This window comes from Streptomyces sp. NBC_01520 (assembly GCF_045040375.1).
Taxonomy (GTDB): Bacteria; Actinomycetota; Actinomycetes; order Streptomycetales; family Streptomycetaceae; genus Streptomyces.
This window is the reverse complement of sequence record NZ_CP109404.1, coordinates 7,608,119-7,623,652: the sequence shown is the minus strand read 5'-3', so window position 1 is coordinate 7,623,652 and position 15,534 is coordinate 7,608,119. Positions and strand designations below refer to the sequence as shown.

General features: G+C 75.4%; 1 protein-coding gene. It reads right to left on the bottom strand.

The features are described from left to right. Nucleotides 1-13 precede the first annotated feature (13 nt). Complete coding sequence (locus tag OG524_RS34210) at nucleotides 14-15,484, bottom strand: SDR family NAD(P)-dependent oxidoreductase (protein WP_405812305.1); 15,471 nt, start codon at nucleotides 15,482-15,484, stop codon at nucleotides 14-16. Between the last annotated feature and the right edge of the window lie 50 nt (nucleotides 15,485-15,534).

Genomic DNA, 15,534 nt, shown 5'->3' with positions numbered 1-15,534 from the left:
GTCTTCTTCCTTCTCACAGGGCGTCGTCGTCGCCGACGAGGTCGTCGAGCGCCAGGGTGATCAGGCTCTCGGCGTCCATCGCGTCGATCGCGGGGCGGCTGGGCGCTTCGTTCGCGGACTGCTCCCGCGCGGGCCGCAGCCCGGCGAGTTCGAGCAGGCTGTCCAGCAGTCCGGCTTCGCGGAGCCTGGCCACCGGGAGGGCGGCCAGGGCGGCGCGGACGGTGTCCTCCTCGCGCGGACCGTCGGCGGCTGCCGGCGTCAGCTCTGCGGCGAGGTGGTCGGTGAGGGCGGCCGGACTCGGGTGGTCGAAGACGAGTGTGGCGGACAGCCGCAGCCCGGTCGCCTCGTTGAGCCGGTTGCGGAACTCGACGGCGGTCAGTGAGTCGAAGCCGAGGTCCTTGAAGGGCAACTCGGCCTCGAACTCCTCGGTCCCGAGCACCTGCCGGGCCTCGTCCCGCACCAGTTCGAGCAGCAGCGCGGTCCGTTCCTCCGGTGTGCGGGCGGCCAGGTCCCGGCGGAGCGCCGCCGAGGCCACGGACGCGGTGGCACCTGTGCGTCGGGGCGCGCGCACCAGGCCGCGCAGCAGCGGGGCGATACGGTCGGCGTCCCGCGGGGCACCCAGGTCCAGGCGGGCCGGCAGCAGGACCGGCTCCTCGCGTCCCACCGCGGTGTCGAACAGCTCCAGACCCGCCGACGTGTCGAGGGGGAGCACTCCCCCGGATGCCATACGCCGCGTGTCGGTGTCCCTGAGACGGTCGGCCATGCCTCCGCCGCCCGCCCAGGCGCCCCAGGCGAGCGAGACGGCCGGCAGCCCCAGGGAGTGCCGGTGCGTGGCGAGGGCGTCGAGGAAGGCGTTGCCCGCGGCGTAGGCGGCCTGGCCCGGGCTGCCGAACAGTCCGGCCGCGGACGAGAACAGCACGAACGCGGTCAGCGGACGGTCCGTGGTGAGTTCGTGCAGATGCAAGGCGGCGTCCAGCTTGGGCCGCAGCACCGTGTCCAGTTGCCGGGGCGTGAGGGAGGTGAGGACTGCGTCGGCGAGGACACCGGCGGTGTGCACCACCGCGGTGACGGGGTGGTCGTCCAGGACGCGGGCGAGGGCGGCGCGGTCGGAGGCGTCGCAGGCGACGAGGGTGATCCGCGCGCCGAGGGCGGTCAGTTCCTCCCGCAGTTCCGCGGCGCCGGGGGCGTCGGCTCCGGCTCGGCTGAGCAGGACAAGCCGCGTGGCACCGTGTCGGGTGACCAGGTGGCGGGCCACCTCCCGGCCGAGAGCGCCGGTTCCGCCGGTGATCAGCACGGTGCCCGTCCAGTCGGCCGGGGCGTGCCCGTCCCGGCGCGGGGCGCGGATGAGCCGGGGGGCGGCCACCGTTCCCTTACGGAGCACCAGTTGGGGTTCGCCGGAGGCGACGGCGGAGGGCAGCAGGCGGCGGGATGCGTCGGTGTCGTCGAGGTCGGCGAGGACGACCCGGTCGGGGTGCTCGGACTGGGCCGAGCGGATCAGGCCCCACGCGGCGGCGGCACCGGGGTCGGTGACCGCAGCGGCATCGGGGCCGACGGCCCCCCGGGTGGTGACGACCAGGCCGGTGCCGGCGAACCGCTCGTCGGCCAGCCAGTCGCGGACCACGGCGAGCAGCCGCCGGGCCCCGGCCCGGATCTCCTCGGGGCCCCGTCCGCCGGGGTGCGGGACGACCAGGGTGTCGGGCGCCTGGGCGGCTGCCTCCGGCAGCCCGGTGACGGTCGTGACCTCGGCTACCTCCCCGGCGAGCGCGGCGGCCAGTTCGTCGTGGCCGGATCCGAGGACGGCCCACCGGCCGGCCTGGGGGGCGGTGGGCACGGTGACGGGCACCCAGTCCAGCGCGAACAGGTCCTCGTGCCCACCGGCGGCCGCCGCGGCGATCCGCGCGGGGTCGACCTCCCGCAACGTCAGCGACGCGACCCGGGCCACGGGCCGGCCGTCGGCGTCGGCGGCGTCGATGCGTACGGCGCCGGAGTCCAACGGCGCGATCCGCACGCGCAGGGCGGTCGCTCCCGTGGCGTGCAGTTCGACGCCGTTCCAGACGAACGGCAGCGCCATATGCTCCGGGGCTCCGGCGCGCAGTCCGATGGCGTGCAGCGCGGAGTCGAGCAGCGCCGGGTGCAGTCCGAACGCGACGCCGTCGGTGCCTACGGCGACCTCGGCGTACACCTCGTCGCCGAGGCGCCAGGCCGCGCGCAGGCCCTGGAAGCGGGGCCCGTACTCGGCGCCCAGCGCGGCGAGCCGTCCGTAGACGTCGTCCAGGTCGACGGGTTCGGCGCCGGGCGGCGGCCAGGACGTCAGGTCGTGGGCGGGTGCCGGGTCCGCGGGGCGCAGCGCACCGGTGGCGTGGGTGGTCCACGGGTCGTCGTCGGCCGTCGCGGCGTACACGGTGAAAGCCCGGACGCCGCCGGCGTCCGGTTCGCCGACGGTGCACTGGAGGCGGACGCTGCCGTGCGCGGGCAGCACCAGCGGTTCGGCGATGGTCAGTTCCTCCACCACGGGGCAGTCCAGTCCGGCACCGGCGGCGAGGGCCATCTCGACGAACGCCGTGCCCGGCAGGAGCGGCACACCGCCGACGGCGTGGTCGGCCAGCCACGGCTGGGCGGAGAGCGAGAGCCGGCCGGTGTGCAGGGCCGCGTCCGCGTCGGCACGTTCGACCGCAGCGCCCAGCAGCGGATGGCCGACGGCGGGCCCGGGCTGCCCCGGGTCGCCGGTCATCCAGTAACGGTCGCGCTGGAAGGCGTAGGTGGGCAGGTCCGAGCCGTCGCGGTGGGGCAGCAGGTCCGTCCAGTCGACGGTGACGCCGTGCACGTGCAGCGCGGCAAGCCCGGTGACCAGTGCCTCGGTCTCCTCACGGTCCTTGCGCTGGAGCGCGACGACGGCGGCCGTGTCCTCGGGCAGGCAGTCACCGGCGGCGGCGGTGAGCGCGCTGCCGGGGCCGACCTCGGCGAAGTGCCGGGCGCCCGCGTGGTGCAGGGCGGACACGGCGTCGGCGAAGCGGACCGCCTCGCGGGCGTGCCGCACCCAGTACTCCGGGGTGGACAGTTCGTCGGCGGCCGCGGGGGCGCCGGTGACGGTGGACACCAGCGGGATGCGCAGCGGCCCGTACGACAGCGACTCGGCGACCTCGCGGAACTCCTGGAGCATCGGTTCCATCAGGGCCGAGTGGAAGGCGTGGCTGACGGCCAGTTCCTTGCTCCGGCCGAAGCGGGCGGCGAGGGCGCGGGCCGGGCCGGCCGGGCCGGAGACCACCACGGACCCGGGTCCGTTGACGGCGGCGAGGCCGACCCCTTCCCCGAGCAGCGGCGTGACCTCGTCCTCCGCCGCGCGTACGGCGATCATGACGCCGCCGGTGGGGAGAGCCTGCATCAGTCGGCCCCGGGCGGCGACGAGCCGACAGGCGTCCTGGAGGCCGAGGACGCCCGCCACGTGGGCGGCGGCGAACTCGCCGACGGAGTGGCCCGCAAGGAGGTCGGGCCTGACGCCGAACGACTCCAGCAGCCGGAACAGGGCCACCTCGAAGGCGAACAGGGCGGGCTGGGTGTACTCGGTGCGCTCCAGCAGTTCGGCGGAGCCGAGTACGTCGCCGAGCGGCCGGTCCAGCAGCGGGTCCATGTGCGTGCGGACCTCGTCGAAGGCGGCGGCGAAAACGGGGAACGCCGCAGTGAGCCGGGCACCCATGCCGGGCAGTTGGGAGCCCTGGCCGGAGAAGAGCAGGGCCAGCTTGCCGTCGGTCGCCGGGCCGGCCGTGCCGACGGGAGGTGTGCGGCCCTCGGCCAGCGCCCGCAGCCCGGCGGTCAGGTCCTCGTCGGTGTGCCCGACGACGGCGGCTCGGTGGCCGAGTGCGGTACGGGCGTGGGCGAGGGCGCCGGCGATCCGGTGCGGGTCGGCGTCCGGGTGGCCGGTCAGGTGGTCCAGGAGCCGGCCGGCCTGGGCCCGCAGCGCCTGGGGCGTGTGGCCGGAGAGCAGCCACGGCACGACGCCCACCGCGGGCCCGGCGGGCGGCGCAGCGGGGGCGGACGGCGTGGCGGGCGGCGCCTCCACGATCACGTGGGCGTTGGTGCCGGAGATCCCGAAGGAGGAGATGCCCGCGCGGCGTGGCCGGCCCGGGTCCGGCCACGGCAGGGACTCGGTCAGCGGACGGACGTTGCCGCCCTCCCACTCCACGTGCCGGGAGGGCTGGTCGATGCCGAGGCTGGCCGGCAGGGTCTCGTGGTGGATCGCCTGGACCATCTTGATGACGCCGGCGACACCGGCGGCGGCCTGGGTGTGGCCCAGGTTGGACTTGACCGAGCCGAGCCACAGCGGGCGTTCCTCGGTGTGCTCCGCGCCGTAGGTGGCGATCAGGGCCTGGGCCTCGATGGGGTCGCCGAGGGTGGTGCCGGTGCCGTGGGCCTCGACCACGTCGACGTCGGCCGCGCCGACGCCCGCCGCCTCCAGGGCGCGGCGGATGACGCGTTGCTGGGCGGGGCCGTTGGGGGCGGTGATGCCGTTGGAGGCACCGTCCTGGTTGACGGCGGTGCCTCGGAGCACGGCGAGGATCGTCCGGCCGTTGCGGCGGGCGTCACTGAGCCGCTCCAGCAGCAGCACGCCGGCTCCCTCGCCGAACCCGGTGCCGTCTGCGGCGTCGGCGAAGGGGCGGCAGCGGCCGTCACCGGAGAGGCCGCGGTTCCGGCTGAACTCCACGAACGTGCCGGGGGTGGCCATGACGGTCACTCCCCCGGCGAGGGCCAGGGAGCACTCGCCCTGGCGCAGCGCCTGAGCGGCCAGGTGCAGGGCCACCAGCGAGGAGGAGCAGGCGGTGTCGACGGACAGGGTCGGCCCCTCCAGGCCCAGGGTGTAGGCGACCCGGCCGGAAACGACGCTGCCGGAGCCGAAGCTGCCGAAGTAGTCGTGATACATGACACCCGCGAAGACACCGGTGTCCGATCCGCGCAGGGTGGCCGGGTCGATGGAGGCCCGCTCCAGGGCTTCCCAGGAGGTCTCCAGCAGCAGCCGCTGCTGGGGGTCGGTGACGAGGGCTTCCTCCTCGTCCATGGCGAAGAAGGCCGGGTCGAAGTCGGCCGCTCCGTAAAGGAAGGCGCCGTGCCGGGTGTAGCTGGTGCCCGGCCGGTCCAGGGTCGGGTCGTGGAGGGTCTCGACGTCCCAGCCGCGGTCCGCGGGGAACTCCCCCACGGCGTCGCGGCCTTCGGCCACGAGGCGCCACAGTTCCTCCGGGGAGGAGATGTCGCCGGGGAAGCGGCAGCCCATGCCGACGATCGCGATGGGCTCGTCGGCGGCGGCCCGTGCCGGGGTGGCGGGCGCCGCCCGGTCGAGTGCGCCGGTCAGTTCGCCCAGAAGGTACCGGGCGAGTTCCGCCGGGGTCGGGTGGTCGAAGACCAGGGTGGCGGGCAGGCGCAGTCCGGTCGCGGCGGCGAGCCCGTTGCGCAGTTCGACCGCGGCCAGTGAGTCGAAGCCGAGTTCCCGGAAGGGCAGCGTGCGGCCGACGTCCTGGGCGGAGCGGTACCCGAGGATGGTGGCGACCCGGCTCTGCACGAGTTCGGTGAGGAACGGTTCGCGCTCCGGCTCCAGCAGCCCGGCGAGCTGGTCGCGCAGCGAGTCGGCGCTGCCTGCGGCCGCCTGACCGGCGGTGGCGCGGCGTACGGGTACCAGGCCGCGGAAGATCGGGGCGAGGGCATCCGCCTGGCCGCGCAGCGCCGCGGTGTCCAGTCTGACCGGGAGAACGACGGGTTCGGTGCCGCGCAGGGCGGCGTCGAACAGGGCGAGTCCTTCCTCGGTCGGCAGTGGGGCGACACCGCCGCGGGCGATGCGTGCCCGGTCGGATTCGTCGAGGGTTCCGGTCATGCCGCTCGCCTGGGCCCACAGGCCCCAGGCCAGGGAGTGCGCGGGCAGGCCGAGGGAGTGCCGGTGGGCGGCGAGGGCGTCGAGGTAGGCGTTGGCGGCGGCGTAGTTGCCCTGGCCCGGGGAGCCGAGGGTGGCGGCCGAGGAGGAGAAGAGCACGAACGCCGACAGGCCGAGGTCCGCGGTGAGTTCGTGCAGGTTCCAGGCGGCGTCGACCTTGGGCCGGAAGACCGTGTCGACACGTTCGGGGGTGAGGGAGGCGAGCACGCCGTCGGCGAGGACGCCGGCCGCGTGGATCACTGCGGTCAGCGGCCGGTCGGCGGGGATCCCGGCCAGCACCCCGGCGAGGGCCTCGCGGTCGGCTGCGTCGCAGGCGACGCCGGTGACCTCGGCGCCCAGCTCGGTCAGCTCGGTGATCAGGCCGTCGTCGGCGCCGCTCCTGCTGAGCAGTAGCAGGTTGCGCACGCCGAGGCGGCCGGCCAGATGGCGGGCGATGATCCCGCCGAGGGCGCCGGTCGCGCCGGTGAGCAGGACGGTGCCGGATCCCAGGCCGACTCCGGCACCGGTGCTGGCGTCCGGGGCGACGGCTTCGGCTGCGGCGTCGGTGCGCGTGTCCAGGACACGCGCCAGCCGCGGCACGTACCAGGCGCCGTCGCGCAGCGCGAGGTGCGGTTCGCCGCTCGCGACGGCCTCGGCGAGACGGTCCGGGCCGGGGTCCGTCCCGCTCTCGACCAGGACGATGCGGCCGGGGTTCTCGGACTGGGCCGAGCGGACCAGCCCTCCTACCGCGGCGCCGGCCGGATCGGGCCCGGTGAGGACGACGAGAGCGCTGTCGCCGCCCTGGTCGTCGGCGAGCCGGTCGCGCAGCTCGTCGAGGACGGTGGCTACGGCCTCGCGCGTCTCGGCGGCGCCGACGCCCGCAGGGGCGCGCAGCACCTCTCCGTCCTGCGAGGTGTGCGCGGTCTCCGCCGGGGCAGGTGCGGGGATCCAGTCGACGCGGTGCAGCGCGCCGGACCGGGAGGTCCTGGCTGCCGCGTCCACCAGGTCGGTGCGCAACGGGCGCAGGGTGAGGGAGTCGACCGTGGCGACGGCTGCGCCGGCCGGGTCGGCGAGGGTGAGGGCGACGGTGCCCTCGCCGGTGGCGCGGACCTTCACGCGCAGCGCGGTGGCCCCGCTTGCGTGCAGTCGCACCCCGGACCATGCGAACGGCAGCAGCGCCCGGTCGCCGGCGGCGTCGGTGAGGCCGACGGTGTGCAGGGCGGCGTCGAAGAGGGCCGGGTGCAGTCCGAAGCCGTCGACCGGCGCGTCGGTCGCCACCTCGGCGTACACGGCGTCCTGGGTGCGCCAGGCGGCGCGCAGGCCCTGGAACAGCGGCCCGTAGCCGAGTCCGAGGGCGGCGAGTTCGTCGTAGAGGCCGTCGAGAGGAATCGGTTCGGCATCGCGCGGCGGCCAGGACGTGAGGGGTTCCACGACGGCCGGGAGAGATCCGGTCGGAGCGAGCAGCCCGTCGGCGTGCCGGGTCCAGGGCAGTTCCTCGTCCGCGCTCTCGGGACGGGACCACAGGGTGAGCGGGCGGGTCGAGCCGTCGGGCGGGCCGACGACGGCCTGGAGCTGGACGGCTCCGTGGTCGGGCAGGACCAGTGGGGCGTGGAGGGTGAGTTCGACCAGGTCGCCGCAGCCGACCTGGTCGCCCGCGCGCAGGGCGAGTTCGAGGTGTCCGGTGCCGGGGAACAGCAGCCGGTCCCCGACCCGGTGGTCGTTCAGCCAGGGGTGCGTGCTCGCCGAGAGCCGGCCGGTGAGGACGGCCTCCTCGCTGCCTGCCCGTGCCATGGCGGCGCCGAGCAGGGAGTGGTCGGTGGCCGCGAGGCCGGCGGCCGTGACGTCGGCGCCGGTGGTGGTGCTGTCGAGCCAGTACCACTCGTGCTGGAAGGCGTACGCGGGCAGGGGGACCAGGCGGGTGCGGCGGCCTTCGGCGACCGCGGCCCAGTCGACGCCGGCGCCGTGGGTGAAAGCCTCGCCAAGGGCGACGAGCAGCCGGTCCCGTCCGCCTTCGTCGCGGCGCAGCGAGCCGACCGCGGCGACCGCGTCGTCCGTCTCCTGGATACCGACGGTCAGCACCGGGTGCGGGCTGGACTCCACGAACAGGGTGTGCCCGGCGGCGACGGCGCCGCGCACCGCCTGCTCGAACAGCACGGTACTGCGGAGGTTGGTGTACCAGTAGTCGGCACCGAGTTCGGCGGTGTCGATCGGGGCACCGGTGACGGTGGAGTAGAACGGCACGTCGGTGCTGCGCGGCTCGATGCCGGCCAGGTCCTCGGCGAGGCGTTCGCGCAGGGACTCCACGTGGGCGCTGTGGGAGGCGTAGTCCACGGGCAGCCGCTTTGCGCGGACCTTCTCGGCGCGCAGCCGGACGATGAATTCGTCGAGGGCGTCGGAGTCCCCGGAGACGACCGTGGAGGCGGTGCCGTTGACCGCGGCGACCGACAGCCGGCCGTCCCAGGCGGCGAGCCGGGCGCGGACCGTGTCGGCGCCCTCGCCCACGGACATCATGCCGCCGGAGCCGGACAACAGTTCGGCGATGGCCTGGGAGCGCAGGGCGACCACGCGCGCGCCGTCCTCCAGGGAGAGCGCCCCGACCGCGCAGGCGGCGGCGATCTCGCCCTGGGAGTGGCCGATGACCGCAGCCGGGGTGACGCCGTAACCGCTCCAGGTGCGCGCCAGGGACACCATCACCGCCCACAGCAGGGGCTGGACGACGTCGACCCGGTCGAGCCCGCCGCGCAGCTCGGTGGCGAAGTCCCAGTCGACGTAGGGTTCCAGGGCGGCGGCGCACTCGGCCATGCGGGCCGCGAACACAGGTGATGCGTCGAGGAGTTCCGTGGCCATGCCGGACCACTGCGAGCCCTGGCCGGGGAAGACGAAGACGGGCCGGGCCCGGCCGGTGGTGGTGCCCTCGGCGAGGTTACGGGCCGTACCGCCTTCGGCCAGCGCGGTGAGAGCCGCGCGCAGTTCGGCGGGGTCGCTGCCGGTGACGGCGGCACGGTGCGCGAAGTGGGCGCGGCCGGTGGCCAGCGACCAGCCGATCTCGTCGGGGCCGAGTTCGGGGTGCGCGTCGAGGTGGCCCAGCAGCGCGGCGGCCTGTCCGGCGAGCGCTGCGGGCGACTTCGCCGACAACAGCCACGGGACCGATGTCTCCGGGGTGACGCCGTCGTCCGGCGCCGCGTCGGACTCCGGGGCCGAGGGGACCTGTTCGAGGATGACGTGGGCGTTGGTACCGCTGATCCCGAAGGACGACACCCCGGCGCGGCGCGGTCGGCCTGTCTGGGGCCAGGACCGCTCCTCGGTCAGCAGGCGCACCTGCCCCGCCTCCCAGTCGACCTTGCCGGACGGCTCGTCGACGTGCAGGGTCCTGGGCAGGCTGCCGTGCCGCATCGCCATGACCATCTTGATCACACCGGCGACACCGGCCGCGGCCTGGGTGTGCCCGATGTTGGACTTGACCGACCCCAGCCACAGCGGCCGGTCCTCGGGCCGGTCCTGCCCGTAGGTGGCCAGCAGGGCCTGCGCCTCGATCGGGTCGCCGAGGGTCGTTCCGGTCCCGTGCGCCTCCACCACGTCGACGTCGGCGGTGGTGAGGCGGGCGTTCTCCAGGGCCTGGAGTATGACGCGTTCCTGGGACGGGCCGTTGGGCGCGGTCAGGCCGTTGGAGGCACCGTCCTGGTTGACGGCGGTGCCTCGGACGACCGCGAGGACCGGGTGGCCGTTGCGGCGGGCGTCCGAGAGACGCTCGACCACGAGGACGCCGACACCCTCACCCCACACGGTGCCGCCTGCGGCGTCGGCGAACGCGCGGGTGCGGGCGTCGGGGGCGAGGGCGCCCTGCCGGCTGAACTCGATGAAGGTCTCCGGCGTGGCCATGACGGCGACGCCGCCGACCAGCGCGAGTGAGGACTCACCCTGGCGCAGTGACTGCCCGGCCAGGTGCAGCGCCACCAGCGACGAGGAGCAGGCGGTGTCGACGGACAGCGAGGGGCCCTCCAGGCCGAGGGTGTAGGCGACCCGGCCGGAGATGATGCTGCCGGAGCCGAAGCTGCCGAAGTAGTCGTGGTACTGCACACCAGCGAACACGCCCGTCGGGCTGCCCTTGAGGGAGTGCGGGTCGATGCCGGCGTGCTCCAGTGCCTCCCAGGAGGCCTCAAGCAGCAGCCGCTGCTGCGGGTCGGTGACGAGCGCCTCCTTGGGGCTGATGCCGAAGAACGCGGCGTCGAACTCGCCCGCGTCGTAGAGGAACCCGCCCTCGCCGACGTAGGAGGTGTCGGGGCGCTGCCGCGTGGGGTCGACGACGCGGTCGACGTCCCAGCCGCGGTTGACGGGGAACGGGGCGATGGCGTCCGTCCCGTCGGCGACCAGCCGCCAGAGGTCCTGCGGCGTGCGTACGCCGCCCGGGTAGCGGCAGGCCATGCCGACGATCGCCAGCGGCTCGTCGGCGCGGACGCGCCCGGTGCGGCGGGCGCGGCGTACGGCGCCGCCGGCTCCGGCGACCAGGGTGCCAAGGTGGAGGGCGAGCGCCTCGGGCGAGGGGTGGTCGAAGACGAGGGTGGCGGGCAGCCGCTGCCCCGTCTCGGCGGACAGGGAGTTGCGCAGTTCGATCGCGGCGAGCGAGTCGAAGCCGAGTTCCTTGAAGGCCCGGTCGGTCTCCACGGCGTCCGGTCCGGCGTGTCCGAGGACGGCGGCCACATGGGCGCGGACGGTCTGCAGCAGCGCCTCCGCCCGCTCCGTCCCGCCGAGGGCGGCCATGCGCTCCGCGAAACCGGACCCGGTGCCCTCGGTGGCGGCCTCCCGGCGCGCCGGGCGCCCTGCCAGGGCACGCAGAACGGGGGCGAGTTCGCCCCCCTGGGCGCGCAGCGCGGACAGGTCGAGCCGTACGGGGGCCACCACGGGGCGGCCGGTGCGCAGTGCCCGGTCGAAGAGGGCGGTGCCCTCCTCGGCGGACAGGGGGATCACGCCGCCGCGGGACATGCGGGCGAGGTCGGCCTCGTCCAAGGCACCGGTCATGCCGCCGGTCGGGGCCCAGGGCCCCCAGGCCAGGGCGAGGGCGGGCGATCCGTTCGCGCTGCGGTGGGAGGCGAGCGCGTCGAGGCAGGCGTTGGCGGCGGCGTAGTTGCCCTGTCCGGGCGCGCCGACGGTGCCGGCGACGGAGGAGAACAGCACGAACGCGGAGAGGCCGTGATCCCGGGTCAGTTCGTGCAGGTGCAGGGCGCCGAGTGCCTTGGGGGCGAGGACGGCGTCGAGGCGCTCGGGCGTCAGGGAGGACACCACTCCGTCGTCGAGGACACCCGCGGCGTGCACGACCGCGGTGAGCGGACGGTCCTGTCCGATGCCGTCGAGGAGGGTGGCGAGGGCGTCGCGGTCGGCGACGTCGCAGGCGTGCGCGGTGGCGCTCGCGCCGAGCGCGGCGAGTTCGGCGACCAGTTCGTCGGCGTGGCCGCGGCGACTGACCAGGGCGAGGTGGCGTACGCCGTGGGCGGTGACCAGATGCCGGGCGAGTACGGGGCCGAGCCCGCCGGTGGCACCGGTCAGCAGCACGGTGCCCTCCGGGTCGAGGACCGGGGCCGCCGCGTCGTCGAGCGGCTCGGCGCGTACCAGCCGGCCCGCGCGGGCGGCGCCGGAGCGAACGGCGACCTGCGGTTCGCCGGAGGCGAGAACGGCGGGCAGCAGGGTGCCGGGGTCGGTGCCGGGTTCGAGGTCGAGCAGGACGCACCGGCCGGGGTTCTCCGACTGCGCGGAGCGCGCCAGTCCCCACACTGCGGCGCCGGCCAGGCCGGGCACGTCCTCACCGCCGGTGGAGACGGCGCCCCGGGTGACGACGGCCAGCGGCCGGGGGTCGTCGTCCTGGAGGGCGGCGAGGGCGGTGTGCAGCGCCGCGCGTACCGCCTCGGCATCGGAGCCGGACGGGATCTCCAGCAGGCGGTGGTCGGCAGCGGGGGCGTCGGTGTCGAGCGCCAGCGGCTGCCAGTCGAGGGCGAACAGGGCCGCGCCCGCGATGTCCTGCCCGGTCGTCAGCCGGGTCAGCGGACGGGAGGCCAGCGAGTCGACGGTGGCGACGGGGGCACCCGTGGCGTCGGCCAGGTCGACGGCGAAGGTGTGGTCGCCGGTGGGCGTCATGCGGGCCCGCAGGACCGAGGCGCCCACGGCGTGCAGGGTGACGCCGGCGAACATGAACGGCAGCCGGGCGGTGTCGTCTCCGGAGCCGTCGCCGAGCAGGGCCAGGGAGTGCAGGGCGGCGTCGAAGGCGGCGGGATGGAGGCCGAAGCGGGGGGCGTCCGCGGCAGGCCCCTCCGGAAGGCGCACCTCGGCGAGGACCGCGTCTCCGTCCCGCCAGGCGGCGGTCAGGGCGCGGAAGGCGGGCCCGTAGTCCAGGCCTGCGGCGGCGTGCCGCTCGTACAGGCCGGTGAGGTCGAGCTCCTCGGCGTCCTGCGGCGGCCAGACGTCCAGCCGGGCGCCGGGGGGCGCCGTGCCGTCGGTGAGCAGACCGGAGGCGTGCAGGTTCCAGGGTCCGTCGGCGGGGCTGCTCTCGGCGCGCGCGTAGATCTGGACCGTGCGGGCCCCGGCCGGGTCGGGGGTGCCTACGGCGACCTGGACACGGACGCCGTCGGCGGGCGGCAGCACCAGCGGTATCTCCAGGGCCAGTTCCTCCAGCCGGCCGCAGCCGACCTGGTCGCCTGCGCGGACCGCGAGTTCCACCATGGCGGTGCCGGGCACGACGACGGAGCCGCCGACGGCGTGGTCGGCGAGCCAGGGGTGGGTGCGCACGGACAGCCGGCCGGTCAGGACCGCGCCGTCGGAGCCGGCGAGCACGGTGGCGGCACCGAGCAACGGGTGGTCGGCGGAGTCCAGTCCGACGGAGCCGACGTCGCCGACCGGGGCGGCCGTCTCGGGCCAGAACCGCTCGCGCTGGAAGGCCGTGGTGGGCAGGTCGACGGTGCGGGCCCCGGTGAACAGCGCCTCCCAGCGCGGTCCGGCGCCGCCGGCGTGCAGCTGGGCCAGGGCGGTGAGCAGGGTCTCGGTCTCGTCCCGTCCGCGACGGGTGGCGGCGGCCAGGACGGCGCCGCCGCCGGCGGTCTCGTCCTCCGTGGCGGCCAGGCACTCGCGGGCCATGGCGGTCAGCACCGCGTCGGGGCCGATCTCCAGGAACCGGGTCACGCCCTCGGCGGCGAGGGCGCGGATCCCGTCGTGGAAGCGGACGGCCTCGCGCGCGTGCCGGACCCAGTACTCGGGGGTGCTGATCTCCTGAGTGGCGAGCCGGCCCGTGACGCCGGACACCAGGGGCACGGTCGCCCGCCGGAAGGTCAGAGACGACACCACGGACCGGAACTCGGCCAGCATCGGTTCCATCAGCGGCGAGTGGAAGGCGTGCGACACCGTCAGCCGGCGGCTCTTCTCGAAGTGCGCGGCGACCGCGTCGGCCTCGGCGGCGTCGCCGGAGATCACGACGGAGTCCGGCCCGTTGACGGCGGCGACGCCGACCCCAGCGGTGAGCAGGGGGCGGACGGCCTCCTCGGAGGCGCGCAGGGCGATCATGGCCCCACCCTCGGGGAGGGCCTGCATGAGCCGACCGCGCGCGGCCACCAGCGTGGTGGCGTCCGCCAGGTCCAGTACGCCCGCGACGTGGGCGGCGGCGATCTCGCCGATGGAGTGGCCCGCGAGGTAGTCGGGTGCGAGGCCCCAGGACTCCACCAGCCGGTACAGCGCCACCTCGAAGGCGAACAGCGCGGTCTGGGTACGGCCGGTACGGTTCAGCGGCTCGGGATCGTCGCCGAGGACCAGCTCCCGCAGGCCGCCGTCGCCGGACAGCTCGCAGATCTCGTCGAAGGACCGGGCGAAGACCGGGAAGTTGGCGCGCAGTTCGCGGCCCATGCCGGGGCGCTGGGAGCCCTGGCCGGTGAACAGGAAGGCGGTCTGGCCCTTGCGGACGCGGCCGAGCGCGGTGGCCTGGCCGCCCTCGGCGACCCGGGTCACGGCGTCGAGCAGTGTGTCCCGGTCGGCGCCGAGGACCACGGCCCGGTACGGGTGGGCGGTGCGGGTGACGGCCAGCGAGTGCGCCACGTCCACGGGATCGGCGTCGGTCACGGCCGCGGCCAGGCGGGCGGCCTGCTCGCGCAGAGCCCGCTCGCTGCGGCCGGAGAGCACCCACGGCACCAGCGCCGGCGCGGTGCGCGGCGCGGGTTCCTCCGCGGGTTCGTCCGCGGGCGCCTCTTCCAGGATGGTGTGGGCGTTGGTTCCGCTGGCGCCGAAGGAGGAGACCGCGGCCCGACGCGGGCGCCCGGGATCCGTCCAGGGGCGGTTGGCGGTGAGCAGGCGGACGTTGCCCTGGCTCCAGTCGACCTTGACGGACGGCTCCTCGGCGTGCAGGCTCCGCGGCAGCACGCCGTGCCGCATCGCCATGACGACCTTGATGATGCCGGCGACACCCGCGGCGGCCTGGGTGTGGCCGATGTTGGACTTCACCGATCCCAGCCACAGCGGTGCGTCCTGCGGCCGGTCCTGCCCGTAGGTGGCGAGCAGGGCCTGCGCCTCGATGGGGTCACCGAGCGTGGTGCCGGTGCCGTGCGCCTCCAGCAGGTCGACATCGGCCGCGGTGAGTTGCGCGCCCGCCAGCGCGGCGCGCACGACCCGCTGCTGGGACGGGCCGTTGGGGGCGGTCAGGCCGTTGGAGGCGCCGTCCTGGTTGACGGCCGAGCCCCGGATGACGGCGAGGACCTCGTGGCCGTTGCGGCGGGCGTCGCTCAGCCGCTCCAGCAGCAGCATGCCCACGCCCTCGCCCCAGCCCGTGCCGTCGGCCGAGTCCGCGAAGGACTTGCACCGGCCGTCAGGGGCGAGACCCCTCTGGCGGGAGAAGGCGACGAACGAGTTGGGGGTGGACATGACCGTGGCGCCGCCCGCCAGGGCGAGGGTGCACTCCTTGCCGCGCAGGGCCTGGACGGCGAGGTGCACCGCCACGAGCGCCGACGAGCAGGCGGTGTCGATGGTGACGGCCGGGCCCTCCAGCCCGAGGGCGTAGGAGATCCGGCCGGAGATCACGGCTGCCAGGGCGCCGGTGCCGAGCGCCGCCTCGGAGTCCTGCGGCATCCGGGCCAGCAGGTCCCGGTAGTCCTGGCCGTTGGTGCCGGCGAACACCCCGACCCGGGCGCCGTGCACCGAGTCGGGGGCGATACGGGCGCGTTCCAGCGCCTCCCACGACACCTCCAGCAGCAAGCGCTGCTGGGGGTCCATCGCGACGGCCTCCCGCGGGCTTATGCCGAAGAAGTCCGGCTCGAACCCTGCGGCGTCGCGCAGGAAGCCGCCGCGCGTGGAGTACGTCTTCCCCGCGGCGTCCGGGTCCGGGTCGTACAGCGCGTCGACGTCCCAGCCGCGGTCACCGGGGAAGTCCTCGATGGCGTCGGTGCCCTCGTGGACCAGCCGCCAGAACTCCTCGGGGGTGGTGACCCCGCCGGGGAAGCGGCAGCTCATTCCGACGATGGCGATGGGTTCCCGGTCCTGGGTCTCCACCTCGCGCAGCCGCTGGCGAGTCTGGTGCAGATCGGCGGAGACCCGCTTGAGGTAGGAGAGCAGCTTTTCGTCGTTGGTCATCGGGTGTCGCCACTCCTGTGCGAAGAGGTGGGCCGCGGGCAGGCCGGGGT

What these genes read in the sequence shown, in the direction of transcription:
- OG524_RS34210 (WP_405812305.1), bottom strand. Translation starts at nt 15,484, where the DNA reads ATGACCAACGACGAAAAGCTGCTCTCCTACCTCAAGCGGGTCTCCGCC.